The sequence below is a fragment of the Massilia cellulosiltytica genome, assembly GCF_047325105.1.
Classification (GTDB): domain Bacteria; phylum Pseudomonadota; class Gammaproteobacteria; order Burkholderiales; family Burkholderiaceae_D; genus Telluria; species Telluria orientalis.
The window spans coordinates 3470506-3487339 of the sequence record NZ_CP168562.1 but is presented as its reverse complement, the minus strand read 5'-3'; the positions used below and the strand labels follow the sequence as shown (position 1 = coordinate 3487339).

Annotated in this window: 10 protein-coding genes; 3 read left to right on the top strand and 7 right to left on the bottom strand. The window is 67.1% G+C overall.

What is annotated here, in order from left to right; translation table 11 throughout:
• The first annotated feature begins 34 nt into the window (after window positions 1–34).
• Together ACEN9H_RS15235 and ACEN9H_RS15230 are read left to right on the top strand one after the other, a co-directional pair.
• A complete protein-coding gene (locus ACEN9H_RS15235) occupies window positions 35–3664 on the top strand; it encodes a hydantoinase B/oxoprolinase family protein (RefSeq protein ID WP_413675436.1) in 3630 nt (1209 codons plus the stop codon).
• A gap of 44 nt (window positions 3665–3708) precedes the next feature.
• Window positions 3709–5826 (top strand): hypothetical protein, encoded by a 2118-nt coding sequence (locus tag ACEN9H_RS15230; RefSeq protein WP_413675435.1) that lies wholly within the window; start codon window positions 3709–3711, stop codon window positions 5824–5826.
• A gap of 7 nt (window positions 5827–5833) precedes the next feature.
• On the opposite strand, the gene ACEN9H_RS15225 is transcribed toward ACEN9H_RS15230, so the two are convergent.
• Entirely contained in the window at window positions 5834–7525 is a 1692-nt protein-coding gene (locus ACEN9H_RS15225) for a response regulator (protein ID WP_413675434.1), read from the bottom strand.
• Window positions 7526–7696: 171 nt separating this feature from the next.
• Between ACEN9H_RS15225 and purL the strand changes: the two genes are divergently transcribed.
• Window positions 7697–11749 (top strand): phosphoribosylformylglycinamidine synthase, encoded by a 4053-nt coding sequence (gene purL, locus ACEN9H_RS15220; protein ID WP_413675433.1) that lies wholly within the window; start codon window positions 7697–7699, stop codon window positions 11747–11749.
• A gap of 45 nt (window positions 11750–11794) precedes the next feature.
• On the opposite strand, the gene ACEN9H_RS15215 is transcribed toward purL, so the two are convergent.
• From ACEN9H_RS15215 to ACEN9H_RS15190, 6 genes are all read right to left on the bottom strand, one after another.
• Window positions 11795–12241 (bottom strand): GNAT family N-acetyltransferase, encoded by a 447-nt coding sequence (locus tag ACEN9H_RS15215; RefSeq protein WP_413675432.1) that lies wholly within the window; start codon window positions 12239–12241, stop codon window positions 11795–11797.
• A gap of 16 nt (window positions 12242–12257) precedes the next feature.
• Window positions 12258–12617, bottom strand: coding sequence for a DUF1304 domain-containing protein (locus ACEN9H_RS15210; RefSeq protein WP_413675431.1), 360 nt, complete (start codon window positions 12615–12617; stop codon window positions 12258–12260).
• Between the two features lie 73 nt (window positions 12618–12690).
• Entirely contained in the window at window positions 12691–13602 is a 912-nt protein-coding gene (locus tag ACEN9H_RS15205) for a nucleoside hydrolase (RefSeq protein ID WP_413675430.1), read from the bottom strand.
• 134 nt (window positions 13603–13736) lie between these two features.
• On the bottom strand, window positions 13737–15029 hold the full coding sequence (locus tag ACEN9H_RS15200; protein WP_413675429.1) for a putative glycoside hydrolase: 1293 nt from the start codon (window positions 15027–15029) through the stop codon (window positions 13737–13739).
• An 85-nt stretch (window positions 15030–15114) separates the two neighbouring features.
• On the bottom strand, window positions 15115–15894 hold the full coding sequence (locus ACEN9H_RS15195; protein WP_056129624.1) for a peptidylprolyl isomerase: 780 nt from the start codon (window positions 15892–15894) through the stop codon (window positions 15115–15117).
• Between the two features lie 102 nt (window positions 15895–15996).
• Window positions 15997–16788: a peptidyl-prolyl cis-trans isomerase gene (locus ACEN9H_RS15190; RefSeq protein WP_056129627.1), complete on the bottom strand. Its 792-nt coding sequence runs from the start codon at window positions 16786–16788 to the stop codon at window positions 15997–15999.
• Window positions 16789–16834 lie beyond the last annotated feature (46 nt).

Sequence of the window (16834 nt, the reverse complement as noted above, 5' to 3'; positions counted from 1 at the left end):
CAATAGCCGCTCGATGACTTTCTGGGGACATACGATGGATTGGCAGTTCTGGATCGACCGCGGCGGTACGTTCACCGACATCGTGGCGCGCCGGCCCGACGGCAGCCTCGTCACGCACAAGCTGCTCTCGGAAAATCCTGAACAGTACCGGGACGCGGCCGTGGCGGGCATCCGCCACCTGCTCGGGCTGGCACCCGGCGCGCCCATCCCCGCCGGACAGGTCGAGGCCGTCAAGATGGGTACGACGGTCGCGACCAATGCGCTGCTGGAGCGCAAGGGCGAGCCCACCGTGCTCGCGATCACGCGGGGTTTCCGTGACGCGTTGCGCATCGCCTACCAGAACCGTCCGCGCCTGTTCGACCGGCACATCGTGCTGCCCGAGCTGCTGTACGGCCGCGTGATCGAAGTCGAGGAACGCATCGGCGCCCACGGCGACGTCGTCGTGCCGCTCGACGAGGCGGCCGCGCGGCGCGACCTGCAGGCGGCGTACGACGCCGGCATCCGCGCGCTCGCCATCGTGTTCATGCACGGCTATCGCTACCACCAGCACGAGGACGCCGTCGCGCGCATCGGCCGCGCCATCGGTTTTACGCAGGTGTCCGTGTCGCACGCGACGAGTCCATTGATGAAACTCGTGGCGCGGGGCGACACGACGGTCGTGGATGCGTATCTGTCGCCGATCCTGCGCCGCTACGTGGACCAGGTGGCGTCCGAGCTGCCGGGCGTGAACCTGCAATTCATGCAGTCCAGCGGCGGCCTGGCGGATGCGCGCGCGTTCCAGGGCAAGGACAGCATCCTGTCCGGCCCCGCCGGCGGCATCGTCGGCATGGTGCGCGCGAGCCGCCTGGCCGGCTTCGAGCGCATCATCGGCTTCGACATGGGCGGCACGTCGACCGACGTGTCGCATCATGCGGGTGAATTCGAGCGCGTGTTCGAGACCCAGGTCGCCGGCGTGCGCATGCGCGCGCCCATGATGAGCATCCACACCGTCGCCGCGGGCGGCGGCTCGATCCTGCATTTCGACGGCAGCCGCTACCGCGTGGGACCGGACAGCGCCGGCGCGAATCCCGGTCCCGCGAGCTACCGGCGCGGCGGAGCGCTGGCCGTCACGGACTGCAACGTCATGCTCGGCAAGATCCAGCCCCGGCACTTCCCGCACCTGTTCGGCCCTGGCGCCGACCAGCCGCTCGACGCCGCCGCCGTGCGTGCCGGCTTCGACGCGATGGCCGCCGACGTCGAACGCGCGACCGGGACGCGGCCGCAGCCCGAAGCCGTCGCCGAGGGCTTCATCCGCATCGCCGTGGGCAATATGGCCAACGCGATCAAGCAGATCTCCGTGCAGCGCGGGCACGACGTCACGGACTACGCGCTCACGAGTTTCGGCGGGGCTGGCGGGCAGCACGCCTGCCTCGTCGCGGACGCGCTGGGCATGAAGACGGTGTTCATCCACTCGCTGGCGGGCGTGCTCTCGGCCTACGGCATGGGCCTCGCGGACCAGGGCGCGATGCGCGAGCGGGCCGTCGAACGCCGGCTGGACGACGTCGGCCCCGATGCATTGGCGGCCGGGCTGGATGCGCTGGCCGAGGCGGCGCGCGCCGACCTCGCGGCGCAGGGCGTGGCGCCGGAGCGCATCGACGTGCTGCGGCGCGTGCACCTGCGCTACGAGGGCACGGATTCCGCCATCGTCGTGCCGGATGGCGATCGCGCCGCGTTGCAGGCGCAATTCGAGCAGGCGTACCGCCGGCGCTTTTCCTTCCTCATGCCGGGCAAGGCGCTCGTCGTGGAAGCTGTGTCGGTGGAAGCGCTGGGGCGCTCCGATGCGCCGCCCGAGCAGCCGGTGGACATCGTCGCGCGCGCCAGCGCCGCGCCGGCGTTCGAAACGGTAAGGATGTATGCGGACGGCGCGTGGCGCGACACGGGCGTGTACCGCCGCCAGGACATCGCGCCGGGCGACGTCATCGACGGCCCGGCCATCATCGCGGAAGCGAATGCGACGACGATCGTGGAGGCGGGCTGGCGCGCCGAGGTCACGGCGTACAACCACCTCGTGCTGCGCCGCGTGCACGCGCTGCCGCAGCGCCACGCGATCGGCACGTCGGTCGATCCGGTGATGCTGGAGATCTTCAACAACCTGTTCATGTCCATCGCCGAGCAGATGGGCCTGCGCCTGCAGAACACGGCGTACTCCGTCAACATCAAGGAGCGCCTGGACTTCAGCTGCGCCATCTTCGACGCGGACGGCAACCTCGTCGCGAACGCGCCGCACATGCCCGTGCACCTCGGGTCGATGGGCGAGAGCATCAAGGCCGTGATGCGCAAGAACGCAGGGACGATGAAGGCGGGTGACGTGTACGTGCTGAACGACCCGTACAACGGCGGCACGCACCTGCCCGACGTGACGGTCATTTCTCCCGTGTTCGACGCGGCGGGCAGGGACATCCTGTTCTACGTGGGCTCGCGCGGCCACCACGCGGACATCGGCGGCACGACGCCGGGCTCGATGCCGCCCGACTCCACGCACATCGAGGAGGAGGGCGTCCTGATCGACAATTTCAAGCTGGTCGACGGCGCGGACGGCGTGCTGCGCGAGGCCGAAACCCGCGCCCTGCTGGCCGGCGCGCGCTGGCCCGCGCGCAATCCGGACCAGAACCTGGCGGACTTGCGGGCCCAGGTGGCGGCGAACCAGAAGGGTGTCGACGAGCTGCGCAAGATGGTCGCCTTGTACGGCCTGGACGTCGTGCGCGCCTACATGGGGCACGTGCAGGACAATGCCGAGGAAGCCGTGCGGCGCGTGATCACGGCGCTGGCGGACGGGCACTTCGTCAACGAGCTCGATAACGGCGCGCGTATCGAAGTGACGATCCGCGTCGACCGCGCGGCGCGTAGCGCGGAGATCGATTTTACGGGCACGTCCGGCCAGCTGCCGAACAATTTCAATGCGCCGTCCGCAGTCTGCATGGCGGCGGTGCTGTACGTGTTCCGCACGCTGGTCGACGACGAGATCCCGCTGAACGCGGGCTGCCTGAAGCCGCTGAAGGTGATCATCCCGCCGGGCTCCATGCTCAATCCGCACTATCCGGCGTCGGTGGTGTCGGGCAATGTGGAGACGTCGACGTGCATCACGAACGCGCTGTACGGCGCGCTCGGCGTCATGGCGGCGGCGCAGGGCACGATGAACAACTTCACGTTCGGGAATGCGCGCTACCAGTATTACGAGACCATCTCCGGCGGCTCCGGCGCGGGGCCGGGCTTCGACGGCACGGACGTCGTGCAGACCAATATGACGAACTCCCGGCTGACGGACCCGGAGATCCTGGAATTCCGTTTTCCCGTCCGCCTGGAGAGTTATGCGATCCGCGCCGGTTCCGGCGGGGCGGGGCGCTGGCACGGCGGGAACGGCGGCGTGCGGCGCATCCGCTTCCTCGAACCGATGACGGCGGCGATCCTGTCCAACAACCGCATCCACGCGCCGTTCGGCATGGCCGGCGGCGCGCCCGGCGCGCGCGGTCGCAATCTCGTGGAGCGGGCCGACGGACGCGTCGAGGAACTGGGGCACATCGGCAAGGCGGAGATGGGGGCCGGCGACGTGTTCGTCATCGAGACGCCGGGCGGCGGCGGGTATGGCGACGCCGCAGGTATGCCATTTTCGCAAACGCCCATATGAAATCGGAATTGTTCTTTGCGTAAGCCGCGGCCCATACTTCGGCCATGACTACGCGACGAACCCTCCTGCTTTCCCTGGCGCTGACCGCGGCGCTGCCTGCCTTTGCCGGCGTCCAGACCATCACGCTCGACGGCCGCGCGCCCGGCACCCGCTTCGACGGCATCGGCGTGGTCGACGGCGGCGGGGCGACGTCGGTGCTGCTGAAGGATTATCCCGAGCCGCAGCGCAGCCAGATCCTCGACCTGATGTACAAGCCGAAGTTCGGCGCCTCGATCAGCGCGCTGATCGTCGAGATTCCGGGCGACGGCAATTCCACGCAGGGCGCCATGCCCAGCCATCGGCATACGCGCGCCGACGTCGACTACGGCCGCGGCTACACGTGGTGGGTGCTGCGCGAGGCGAAGCGGCGCAATCCCGCGCTGACCCTGGACGCTGCCGCGTGGAGCGCGCCCGGCTGGATCGGCGACGGCGGCAACCGCGACTTCTTTTCGCCCGACGGCGCCGACTACTACGTCAGCTGGCTGAAAGGCCTGCGCGACGTGTACGGGCTCGAACTCGACGCGATCGGCAGCCGCAACGAACGGGGCGTCAGCTACGATTTCGCAAAGACGCTGCGCGCGCGCCTCGATGCCGGCGGATTCCCCAACGTGAAGCTGCACAGCTTCGACAACTGGCCCGACGATAAATTCGATTTCGTGAAGGACATGCCGAAGGACCCGGGCCTGCGCGACGCGATCGACATCCTCGGTGCCCACATCAACGCGCCCGAATACATCGTGCCCACGTGGGTGCGCGAGGCGGCGGCCGGCATGGGCAAGCCGATCTGGAATACCGAGCAGCACGTCTACGTGGCCGGCTTCGACGGCGCGCTGGGAATCGTCCAGGCGTTCAACCGCAACTGGATCGACAGCGGCGTGACGAAGATCGTCAACTGGTACGGCATCGCGGGCCTGTACACGCTGGAGCCGTATTCGGGTGTGAAGGAGGCGGCGATCCGCGCGAACTGGCCGTGGAGCGGCCACTACGAGGTGAATCCGCAGCTGTGGGCCTATGCGCACTACGGCCAGTTCACGGCGGCCGGGTGGACGTATGTGCCGCTGGGCAGCGGCGCGTTGCAGGACGGCGGCAGCTACGTGACGCTGAAATCGCCGGGCGCGGACTACAGCGTGATCATCGAGACGCGCCAGGCGAAAGCGCCGCAGACGGTGCGCGTGGCGGTCGGCGCCGGCCTGTCGACGGCCGACGTGGCCGTGTGGCGCAGCGACGCGCGGGCGCAGTTCGTGCACGTGGCGGACCTGCATCCGGAGGGCGGCGCGGTGGCGCTGACGGTCGATCCGGACGCGATATATTCGCTGACGACCACGCGCGGCCAGCAAAAGGGCGGATTCGCCGGCGTGCCCGCGCAGCAGGCCTTTCCGTTCCCGTACCGTGCAAACTTCGATGACTACCGGGATGCGCGCGCATGGGGTTATCTGCCGCGCTACTTCGCCGACATCGAAGGCGCGTTCGAGCTGGCGCCGTGCCCCGGCGACCGGCGCACGTGCCTGCACCAGGGCGTGCCCGTGAGGCCGCATTCGTGGGCGCCGGACTGGAAGCCGTACACGATCCTCGGCGACGACGGTTGGACCGACTACGAGGTCAGCGCGGACGTGAGGGTGGGCCGCGGCGAATCGGCCGCCGTGATGGGCCGCATCAACGACGTGGGCAGCGGCTACGGCGCGATCCCGAAAGGCTATCTGCTGGAACTGGACGGCGCGGGCGAGGTGCGGCTCGTCGTCGTGCGCGGCAAGGTGGACAAGAAGGCGCTCGTCGGCGATGCCGAGCAGCAGGCGCTGATCAAGGCGGCGAACGATGCGGCGGAGGGCGGAGAGAAGGTGCTGGCGTCGGCGCCGCTGGCCGGTGTGGCCGCCGATCGCTGGCATACGTTGAAACTGCAGTTCAGCGGGACGCGCATCCGCGGCTACGTCGACGGCAAACCGGTGGTGGAGGCGACCGATGCCATGTACGGCAAAGGCATGGCCGGCCTGCTGGCGGGACCGGCGCAGACAGGCCTCGGCATGCCGTACTACCGCGACGTCGTGGTCAACCGCGTCGACGGCGCGCTGCCGGCGCCGACGAAGCCGTTGCCGGGACAGGCGCCGCTGTACGCCCGCAAGCGCTGATTGGCGATCAGGTCGAAATACCGTACTTCCGCTTCGCCGCCTCCATCTCCGCATCCAGCGCCGCGAGCCGCGGATGCGCGGGATCGAGCGCGCGGATATGCTCCAGCTGTTCTTCCGACAGCGCGGCCAGCGGGTGGTCCCAGCCCATCTCCATGATCTGGCGGAGGACGCCGCCGACGACGGCGATCATCACCTGCAGGTTGTTCGGCGCCATGTGCAGCGCTTCCAGCAGGGTCTGGACGGCGCCGCGCACGTCCCCCATGTTGCGCTTCTCGTCCGCGACGCCCAGCAGGATCTGGGCCTGGGCGCGCAACTGTTTGCCCATGCCGTCCGCCAGGTCGGGCCGGCCCGCGCGCACGAACACGTTCAGCGCCTGCTGCGCGGACAGCGCGTCGTCGCCGCCGTTCAGCGCGCCGAGCATCACTTCCGACGCCTCGTCGTCCATGCGGTGCGCGAGGCAGGTTTGCGCAAGGCCCACGCGCATAGTGGGCGACAGCGCGCCGCCCGCGCGCACGGCGTCCACCGCGAGCTTGAGCTCCTTGACGGCCGCCGCGCCGTTGCCGGCCAGGTCGTGCAACAGCGCCACCGAGATGGCCTTGCACGCATCGGCCGCCGGCGTGCCGCGCAGCGAGCGTTCGAGGTCGCGGATCACGGTCGACGCGCCGGCCGGGTCGCCCTTGCCGACGAGCGCCCGGACGAGGTTCACGTGGTCTTCGGGGTTGCGGAATTCGGAATAACGGGAACGCGTCACGACTTGCCGGAACGATTTCTCGGCGCCGTCCGCGTCGCCCGCTTCCAGCGCCACCTCGCCCAGCCGGCGCAGGCGCCGCACGACGTACGGCGAGATGGCGACGGCGTCTTCCAGCGTCTTCTTGGCGAGTGCCGCGTCGCCGCGCTCCTGCTGGCAGCGCGCGAGCAGGTCGTAGGCGGCCATCAGGCGCGGGTTCTCGGCCACGACGTGTTCCAGCAGCGGGATCGCTTCGTCCATGCGGCCCTGGGCGGCGATGGCGCGAGCGAGCCCTAGCCGTGCCCAGCCCACCGGCTTTTCGGCCAGCACGTCGCGGTAGACGGTTTCGGCCAGTTCGTGCTCCTTCAGCGACACGTGCAGTTCCGCGCGCAGCCGCGCGAAATCGAGGGCGTAGTGCGGGCGCGTGCGGGCCGATTCGATAGCGGCGTCGATCGCTTCGCGCGGGCGCGCCTGCGCGATCAGCTGGTACACGGGGAGCAGGGCGGCGCGGCGGGCGACGGCCTTCTGGATGCGCTGGTGCAGCGCCTGCGCCGTGAACGGCTTCAGGATGTAGTCCGTGGGCGTGAGCTCGGCCGCGCTGACCACCTTGCCGTACGCGCCTTCCGCCGTCAGCATGATGAAGATGGCCCAGGGCGCGATGAGGCGGTGGTGGCGCAGGTCTTCCAGCAGCTGCTGGCCGTCCTGGCCTTCGGCGTTCGCCGTTCCGCCGCTGAGGTCGTACTCGCACAGGACGATGTCGAAGGACTTGCGGCCGAGCGCCTTGATCGCGGTGCTCGCGTTGACGGCGGACTCGATGCGCGTCACGCCCGCCTGGTTGAGCATGTTCTGCAGGTTCGCCCGCAGGGCCGGGTTCGGGTCGACGATGAGAACGCTCAGTTGCGCATTCAACTGATTGTTGATCTGCGCGTTCTGCGTCGTGCCGGCCGGGCTGGATGAGCTGTTTTCTGGCATGCGTCTCGGAAACCGTCAGGGTTTTTTCGACACTACGATACCGCTAAGCTGCAAGGTCGGCAACTTTTTGCCTCCGGTGCGGGCCTCATGCCAGACGGGGAAGGGGGCAACGCTGTATAATACCGGGCTTCTTTCACCCGCAGCCACGCTGCATCAACCGACTTCCAAGCCATGTTGATTCTGCCGGGTTCCAACGCCCTCTCTGCCTTCCGTAGCCAACGCCTTCTCACGCAACTGCAAGCCGTCGCCCCGACGATTGCCGACGTGTCGGCGCGCTACTACCACTTCATCGACGCAAGCGCCCCCCTGTCCACGGAGGACACCGAGCGCTTGACGGCCATGCTCACCTATGGGGAGCCCGTGCCGGAAACGCAGTACGAGGGCGTCACCGAGGAATTCTTCGTGATCCCGCGCCTGGGCACCATCTCGCCGTGGGCGTCGAAAGCGACCGACATCGCCCATAACTGCGGCATGGCCCACATCCACCGCGTCGAGCGCGGCGTCGCGTTCAAGGTCGTCCTGAAGAGCGGCATCCTCGGCACGGGCTTCGGCGCGCCGAAGAAGCTGGCCGACGACGAGATCCAGGCCGTCGCCGCGCTGCTGCATGACCGCATGACCGAAACGGTGCTGCGCAGTGCCGACCAGGCGCAGGCCCTGTTCACGGAGCTGGAAAGCCGCCCGCTGGACCAGATCGACGTGCTGGGCCGCGGCCGCGACGCCCTCGTCGAAGCGAACGCCACGATGGGCCTCGCCCTGGCCGAGGACGAGATCGACTATTTGTTCGAGGCCTTCGCCCGCGTCCAGCGCAACCCGACGGACGTCGAGCTGATGATGTTCGCGCAGGCGAACTCGGAGCACTGCCGCCACAAGATCTTCAACGCCGAGTGGACCATCGACGGCGCGAAACAGGACAAATCCCTGTTCCAGATGATCAAGAATACGCACCAGCTGCAGCCGAAGGGCACGATCGTCGCGTACAGCGACAACTCGGCGATCATGGAAGGCGCGGAGGCGCTGCGCTTCTATCCGCAGGCCGGCAGCCAGGAATACGCGCCGGTCACGCAGCTGACGCACACGCTGATGAAGGTCGAGACCCACAACCACCCGACCGCGATTTCCCCGTTCCCGGGCGCCTCCACCGGCGCCGGCGGCGAGATCCGCGACGAGGGCGCGACGGGCCGCGGCGCCAAGCCGAAGGCCGGCCTGACCGGCTTCACGGTGTCGAACCTGTACCTGCCGGACGCCGTGCAGCCGTGGGAAAACGCGGCCAACGTGAACTCGGCCGACAAGACGGGCAGCGCTACGGTGTACGGCAAGCCGGAACGCATCGCGTCGCCGTTGCAGATCATGGTCGACGGCCCGCTGGGCGGCGCCGCCTTCAACAACGAATTCGGCCGGCCTAACCTCGGCGGCTATTTCCGCGTCTACGAGCAGAACGTCGGCCCGACCGCCATCAACGGCAATACCGTGTTCGGCTACCACAAGCCGATCATGATCGCGGGCGGCATCGGCAACGTCTCGGACGCACACACGCACAAGAACGACATCCCGGTCGGCAGCCTGCTGCTGCAGCTGGGCGGTCCGGGCATGCGCATCGGCATGGCCGGCGCGGCCGCGTCGTCGATGGCGACGGGCACGAACACGGCCGACCTGGACTTCGACTCGGTCCAGCGCGGCAACCCGGAGATGGAGCGCCGCGCGCAGGAAGTCATCAACAGCTGCTGGCAGCTGGGCGCCGAGAACCCGATCATCTCGATCCACGACGTGGGCGCGGGCGGCATCTCGAACGCCTTCCCGGAAATCACGAACGACGCCAGGCGCGGCGCCACGTTCGACCTGCGCAAGGTGCCGCTGGAAGAGAGCGGCATGTCGCCGAAGGAAATCTGGAGCAACGAATCGCAGGAGCGCTACGTGCTGGCCATCGCGCCGGACGACCTGCCGCGCTTCGCCGCTATCTGCGAACGCGAGCGCTGCCCGTTCGCCGCGGTCGGTGTTGCCACGGAAGAGCGCCGTTTGCGCCTGATCGACCCGATCACAGAAAAGGATGGAGGCGCCTCGCCGGTCGACATGCCGATGGACGTCCTGCTGGGCAAGCCGCCTAAGATGCACCGCAACGTCGAGCACGTGAAAGAGCAGTTCAAGCCGGTCGACGTGACGGGCCTGGACCTGGAAGAAGTGGCGCGCCGCGTGCTGCTGCTGCCGACCGTCGCCGACAAATCGTTCCTGATCACCATCGGCGACAGGACCGTCGGCGGCATGAGCGTGCGCGACCAGATGGTCGGCCCGTGGCAGGTGCCGGTGGCCGATTGCGCCGTCACCACGCTGAGCTTCGAAGGCTACAAGGGCGAAGCGATGGCGATGGGCGAACGTACGCCGGTCGCCGTCATCGACGCGGCCGCGTCGGGCCGCATGGCCGTCGGCGAGGCGATCACGAATATCGCCGCCGCGCCGATCGCCGACATCGCCGCCATCAAGCTGTCCGCGAACTGGATGGCCGCATGCGGCCAGCCGGGCCAGGACGCCGCGCTGTTCGACACCGTGAAGGCCGTCGGCATGGAGCTGTGCCCGGCGCTGGGCGTCTCGATCCCGGTCGGCAAGGACTCCCTGTCGATGCGGACGACGTGGAATGAAGACGGCGAGAACAAGGCCGTCGTCTCGCCGGTGTCGCTGATCGTGTCGAGCTTCGCGCCCGTCACCGACGTCCGCAAGACGCTGACGCCGCAACTCCGCACGGACCTCGGCGACACGTCGCTGATCCTCATCGACCTGGGCCGCGGCAAGAACCGCCTCGGCGCCTCCGCGCTGGCGCAGGTGACGCAGCAGCTGGGCAACGACACGCCGGACGTCGACAACCCGGCCGACCTGAAAGCCTTCTTCGCGGCGATCCAGCAACTGAACAACGACGGCAAGCTGCTCGCCTACCACGACCGTTCGGACGGCGGCCTGTACGCGACGCTGTGCGAGATGGCCTTCGCGGGCCGCGCCGGCGTCTCGGTGAACCTCGACATCCTGACGATGGAAGGCGAGCACGCGTCCGACCACGGCGACGCCAAGAACTGGGCGGCGCAAGTGGGCGAGCGCCGCAACGACCTCACGCTGCGCGCGCTGTTCAGCGAAGAGCTGGGTGCCGTCGTGCAGGTCAAGACCGCCGAGAAATCGGACGTCATGAATGTGCTGCGCGCGTTCGACCTGGGCGCCTGCAGCCACATCATCGGTAAAGTGAACGACCGCGGCGTCGTGGAATTCACGCGCGACACGAAGGTCATCTACAACAAGCGCCGCAGCGAACTGCACCGCCTGTGGAGCGAGACGAGCTGGCGCATCGCGCGCCTGCGCGACAACCCGGCGTGCGCGGACCAGGAATACGAGCGCCTGCTGGACGAGCAGGATCCGGGCTTCACCCCGAAGCTCGTGCATGACACGAACGTGAACATCGCCGCGCCGTTCATTGCGACCGGTGCGCGTCCGACAGTCGCGATCCTGCGCGAGCAGGGCGTCAACTCGCACATCGAGACGGCATGGGCGATGCACCAGGCGGGCTTCAAGGCCGTCGACGTGCACATGAGCGACCTGATCGCCGGCCGCGCGAAGCTGGACGATTTCAAGGGCCTGATCGCCGTCGGTGGTTTCTCGTACGGCGACGTGTTGGGCGCCGGCGAAGGCTGGGCCAAGACGATCCTGTTCAACCCGGAACTGAAGGCGGCGTTCGCGCAATTCTTCGGCCGCGGCGACACGTTCGGCCTGGGCGTCTGCAACGGCTGCCAGATGATGAGCAACCTGAAATCGATCATCCCGGGCGCCGAGGCATGGCCGAAGTTCACCCGCAACAAGTCGGAACAGTTCGAGGCGCGCTTCGGCATGGTCGAGGTGATGGACTCGCCGTCGATCTTCTTCCAGGATCTCGCGGGCACGCACGCGCCGCTGGCGATCGCGCACGGCGAAGGTTTCGCGGACTTCTCGCAGACCGGCGACATCGCGCAGGTCGTGAAGGCGCTGCGCTACATCGACAACCGCGGCGCCGCCACCGAGGCCTATCCGTTCAACCCGAACGGCTCGCCGGAAGGCCTGACCGCCGTCACGACGCCGGACGGCCGCTTCACGGTGATGATGCCGCACGCCGAGCGCGTGGCGCGTACCGTCACGATGTCGTGGCATCCGGACGGCTGGGGCGAGGACTCGCCGTGGGCGCGCATGTTCCAGAATGCGCGGAAGTGGGTGGGCTGATCGCGGTCGGTTCCATGAAAAAAGCGCTGCCTCGGCAGCGCTTTTTCATTCCGGCCGCTGTCGGTAGATCCCGGGCCGGTTGATGTGCCAGAAGAGCTTCGGATTGTCGGGCGTCGTGAACCCGAGCTTCTCGTACAGCCAGGGCGCGCTCGTCGTCGCCAGCAGCAGCCGGCGGTAGCGCGCGACGCCGGGATACGCCAGCATGCATTCGACGAGCCACCGCCCCAGTCCCTTGCCGCGATACGCGTCGATGACGAACACGTCCGCCATGTAGGCAAACGTCGCATGGTCGGTGATGAATCGGGCGTAGCCGATCTGCCGGCCGCCGTCGTACAGGCCGAAGTTGAGGCTGTGCGCGACGGCGTTGCGTACCGTCGCCTCGTCGATGCCCGCGGCCCAGGTGGTCCGGGTGAGGTTCTGGTGAATGACGTCGAGCTGCAGGAGAGCGTCGTCGGTCGAGACCAGGTAGTTGTCTTTAGTCCAGTTCAGCATCGGCGTACGCTCCGCGTCAGGCCGCCAGCCATGCGGCCAGCGCCAGCGCGGCCGGCACGGTCTGGACGAAGAGGATGCGGCGCGACACCGTCGCCGCACCCCAGACGCCCGCGACGGCCACGCACACGAGCCCGAACACGGCGAATGCGCGCCCGATCGCCGGATTCGGGTGCAGCAGTCCCACCGCCAGGCTCGCCACCAGGAAGCCGTTGTAGCAACCCTGGTTCGACATCAGCGGCGCGAGCGTGTCCACCCTGTCGTCCTTGATGCCGAACACCTTCCTGCCGCGCGTGCGGAACAGGACGGTCTCGATCAGCACGATGTAGACGTGGATGGCGATGACGATGGCGGTGAGGAGGGTGGCGATGAGCAGCATGCGTGTTCGGCAAGATGGTAATGCAATTACTCTACCGCATCCGGAAGCGCTTGGGTTTCCAAATTGCATCTGCTCACTGTACGCGCCCCACCTGCGCGAACTTCGCAACCATGTCGGCGAACGTAAGCCGGGTATCGATCGTCTGGTACACGCGCATGGGCCGGCCATTGGGATTCGCGATGTAGCGCCCGTCGTCCGCCAGGCGCGGTGTCGGGCGCACGACGTAGGCGCTCGACGCGCTGTCAGGTTCGAACGACGACTGCAACGCGGTGAGGGTCACGAGCGGGCTGTCGCCAAGGATGTAGGTTTCGCCCAGGCCGTCCTTCATGAGGGCGGTAACACGTTCCAGCTGCCGGATCAGGAACGTCCCGAGCTTGCCCGCGTCGCGCAAGCCGCCGCCGAGTTCCGCGTGACTGACGATGAGCTGGCGGTACACGTTGCGCGGCACCTGCCAGATCTCGACATCGCTATGATTGAACACCCACTGGGCGGCCACCGTATCGATGGTGAGGTTGTATTCCGCGTCGTGGCGTGGCGGAACGCCCGGTAGCAGGTCGCCGTGCTCCATCCCGCCGATCCACACGAGCTTCAGGTTGCGGCTTATCCGCGGTGCCAGCATCAACGCCGTCGCGAGGTCCGTCAGGCCGGCGCCGGCGGCATAATAGAGCGGCAACTTCGTATCCGTACGGGTCGCTTCGGCGATGATGCCGCGGGCCGCCTCGGTCATGTCCGGCAGCTCACCGTTCGACAACGCCGTGCCACGGCCCGCGATGACGGGCGGTTGTCCGGGCAGGCGCATCGTCGCATACAGCTCGCGCACCTTGCCAACGGCGTTCTCCGGTTGTCGCGTCGAGCCGTCGAGAAAGTCGCCCGTGTGGATGTGGGAACCGATCACGAAGGGAATCTCGACCGATGGCGAGGCCAGGTGGTGCGCCAGCTGGAACAGGCCGTCGGGATCGCCTGAGAAATCGTTGTCGACGATCACGCGCTGCCGCGGTACAGCGGTAAGCGCAGGGACGGATCGGGTCCCCAGGAGTGCCGCAGCGGCCACGCCCGCACGCAGGATGGCCCGGCGGCGAAGGAACGGAACGGTGGTGGTATCCACGGGGGCCCTGGTCCTCAGCGCATCAGCTTGTCCAGCTCCGGCTGCATCTCGCGCTGCCAGATCTTGTAGCCTTCGGCATTCGGATGCAGCAGGTCCGGCATGATGTCCTTCGACAGCGTGCCGTCCGGCGCCAGGAACGCCTTGTTCATGTTCAGGAAGAACACGTGCTGGTTGTCGGCCAGCTTCGGCAGCATCGCGTTGACCTTCTCGTTGTTCACCCGTTGTCCGTCGTCCGGTTTCTCGCCCCGCGGGAAGATCGCCAGGAGCAGGAGCTTCGTCTTCGGCAGGCGCTTGCGGATCTCCGCGACGTCGCGCTTGATGCCGGCGAAGATCAGTTCCGGCGCCTCGGCGCGGTGGCCCGTATTGTTGGTGCCGATCATCAGCACGGTGACCTTCGGATCGATGCCGTCGATCTCGCCATGCTGGAGGCGCCACAGGACGTTTTCCGTGCGGTCGCCGCCATAGCCCAGGTCCAGCGGATTGTACTTGCCGTAGAACGCTTTGAAGAGCTCCGGCTGCTCTTTTTCCCAGTGGTGCGTGATGGAGTCGCCAATGAAGACGAGGTCCGTGCGCTCGCCGGCGGCCTTGCGGCGCGCGATCTCGGCCAGTTTCTCTTCATGGCGCGGCATCCACCAGTCGAGCGACCACGACTCGTTCAGCGGCGCCGGCGTCACGCTGGCCGTGCGGTAGTCGGGGCACGTCTGGTTCGGCTTGCCGGCCGGGTCGATGCGGACGTTGGCGATCTCGACGTCGCCGGCGCCCGTGCCGTCCAGCGCGAACGGTTTCGTCACCGCGCTGAAGTCGTCGCCTTTGTGATGGAAGCACGACAGCGCGTAGCTCAGGTGCTGCCAGCCCTTGCCCTGGGCGGCGCGCGCGGGGATCACGTTGCCGACCTTGCGCTCGCAGTTGGTGCCGCAGTCCATACGGACGCTCAGGCCGCCCTTCGCCAGCTCGTTCACCTTCAGGTCGAACGAGACCGTGCCCTTGGCCAGGTAGGGGCGCAGGTCGAGCGGTGCGCTCTCCACGCGCACGGTCGAGAACCACGCGTCCTTCCACGTCAGGCCGAGCGCGTCGCCGGCCGCATCCTTGCTGGTGCGGCGGGCTTCGACGACGGCGTTCTTCAGCTTCGGATCGTCGTCCATGCGGCCGGCGTCGCCGTCCAGCGGCTTTTGCACGTCGAAGTCGCCGAACATGACTTTGGCGCCGGCGAGCGGCTGGCCGACGTAGAGGGGCAGGGAGGCGGCTGCCGTCGCCGCGCCGGCGGCCAGGGCGGACAGGATCAGTACGGCGGAATGAGAAAGTTTCATGGGCGTCTCTCGTTTTGTTGTTTGGTCGAACAAATTGGTCAAAAAAAAGCGCCCACGAGGAGCGCTTTGTTCAGGTGTGACCTGATTACTGGATCTTGGCCTTCTTCATCAGCTCTTCACGGAACGCGGCCAGCTTGCGCTGCTGCAGCGATTCCGCGACCTGCTGCTTGACTTCTTCCAGCGGCGGGATCTTGGCGGCGCGGACGTCTTCCAGCTTGATCACGTGGTAGCCGTATTGCGTCTTGACCGGGGTCTCCGTGATCTGGCCTTTGTTCAGCGACGTCATGGCCTTCGAGAACTCAGGCACGAACGAGGCCGGGCTTGCCCAGTCCAGGTCGCCGCCGTTCGCTGCCGAGCCCGGGTCTTTCGACTGCTTGGCCAGGTCTTCGAACTTGGCGCCGCCCTTCAGCTTGGCGATGATCTGCTTGGCTTCGTCTTCCGTGCCGACCAGGATGTGACGGGCGTGGTATTCCTTGTCGCCCATCTGCGCCTTGTACTTGTCGTACTCGGCCTTGATGTCGGCGTCCTTGACCGGGTTCTTCTTGATGTAATCGGCCAGCATCGCATTGATGATGATGCTCTGGCGGGCGTTGTCGATTGCGTTCTTGACGTCCGGACGGGTGCCGACGCCTTGCTTGTCGGCTTCCTGGATCAGGACTTCGCGGCCGATCAGGTCCTTCTTGATTGCCTCGCGCAGTTGCGGGGAATCGGTTGCCTTGCCCTGGGCGACGACCTGCTTGACCACCTGGTCAACCTTGGCCGCGGGGATGGGCTTGCCATTGACGGTCGCAACGTTCTGCGCGAACGACGGCAGGGCTACCATCGCGGTCATGGCTAACAACAGGCGGGCTGGCTTCACAATCATTTATTCGATCCTATCTAAAACCGGTGGTGGTGATCCGGTGGTCAACACGAAATGTCGCCGTGGCGACGAAAACCGGCGGGCGAAGCCGCCGGCGCTGCAATGTTACTGTACCTTTGCCTTCTTGACCATTTCCTCTTGATACGCGGCCAGCTTTTGCTGGGTCAGCGCTTCGGAGATCTGCGGCTTGACTTCGTCCAGCGTCGGCAGCTTGGCCGGACGGACGTCGTCCAGCTTGATCACGTGGTAGCCCACCTGGGTCTTGACCGGGGTGTCGGTGATCGCGCCTTTCTGCAGGTTGGTGAAGCCCGCTGCGAATTCCGGCGGGAACGACGACGGGCTGGCCCAATCCAGGTCGCCGCCGTTGTTGGCGGTGCCGGTGTCTTTCGATCCCTTGGCCAGGTCTTCGAACTTGGCGCCGCCCTTCAGCTTGGCGATGGCTGCCTTCGCTTCGTCTTCGGTCGCGAACAGGATATGACGCACGTGGTATTCCTTGTCGCCGGTCTGCTTCGCGAAGCGGTCGTACTCGGCCTTCACTTCGGCGTCGGACACCGGGTGCTTCGTGATGTAGTCGCGCGCGAGGGCGTTGATCACGATGGTCTGGCGGGCGTTCTCCAATGCCGCCTTGACTTCAGGATTCTTGTCGTAGCCTTGCTTGATCGCTTCCTGCATCATCACTTCGCGCGAGATCAGGTCCTTCTTGATCGCGTCACGCAGTTGCGGGCTGTCGGTGCCCTGGCCTTGCGCCACGACCTGCTTGACGATCGCGTCGGCGCGCGACGACGGAATGGCTTTGCCGTTCACCACGGCGAGGTTCTGTGCAAACGAAGGCGAGTACGCAAACGATGCGGCGATAGCGATCAGGGCTAACAGCAGCCGTGCTGGCTTAAAAGTCATTTTGTTTCCTGTGAGGGGGTTGCTTGGACGAAGATTTGATTAGTTT

What these genes read in the sequence shown, in the direction of transcription:
- ACEN9H_RS15235 (WP_413675436.1), top strand. Translation starts at nt 35, where the DNA reads ATGGATTGGCAGTTCTGGATCGACCGCGGCGGTACGTTCACCGACATC.
- ACEN9H_RS15230 (WP_413675435.1), top strand. Translation starts at nt 3,709, where the DNA reads ATGACTACGCGACGAACCCTCCTGCTTTCCCTGGCGCTGACCGCGGCG.
- ACEN9H_RS15225 (WP_413675434.1), bottom strand. Translation starts at nt 7,525, where the DNA reads ATGCCAGAAAACAGCTCATCCAGCCCGGCCGGCACGACGCAGAACGCG.
- purL (WP_413675433.1), top strand. Translation starts at nt 7,697, where the DNA reads ATGTTGATTCTGCCGGGTTCCAACGCCCTCTCTGCCTTCCGTAGCCAA.
- ACEN9H_RS15215 (WP_413675432.1), bottom strand. Translation starts at nt 12,241, where the DNA reads ATGCTGAACTGGACTAAAGACAACTACCTGGTCTCGACCGACGACGCT.
- ACEN9H_RS15210 (WP_413675431.1), bottom strand. Translation starts at nt 12,617, where the DNA reads ATGCTGCTCATCGCCACCCTCCTCACCGCCATCGTCATCGCCATCCAC.
- ACEN9H_RS15200 (WP_413675429.1), bottom strand. Translation starts at nt 15,029, where the DNA reads ATGAAACTTTCTCATTCCGCCGTACTGATCCTGTCCGCCCTGGCCGCC.
- ACEN9H_RS15195 (WP_056129624.1), bottom strand. Translation starts at nt 15,894, where the DNA reads ATGATTGTGAAGCCAGCCCGCCTGTTGTTAGCCATGACCGCGATGGTA.
- ACEN9H_RS15190 (WP_056129627.1), bottom strand. Translation starts at nt 16,788, where the DNA reads ATGACTTTTAAGCCAGCACGGCTGCTGTTAGCCCTGATCGCTATCGCC.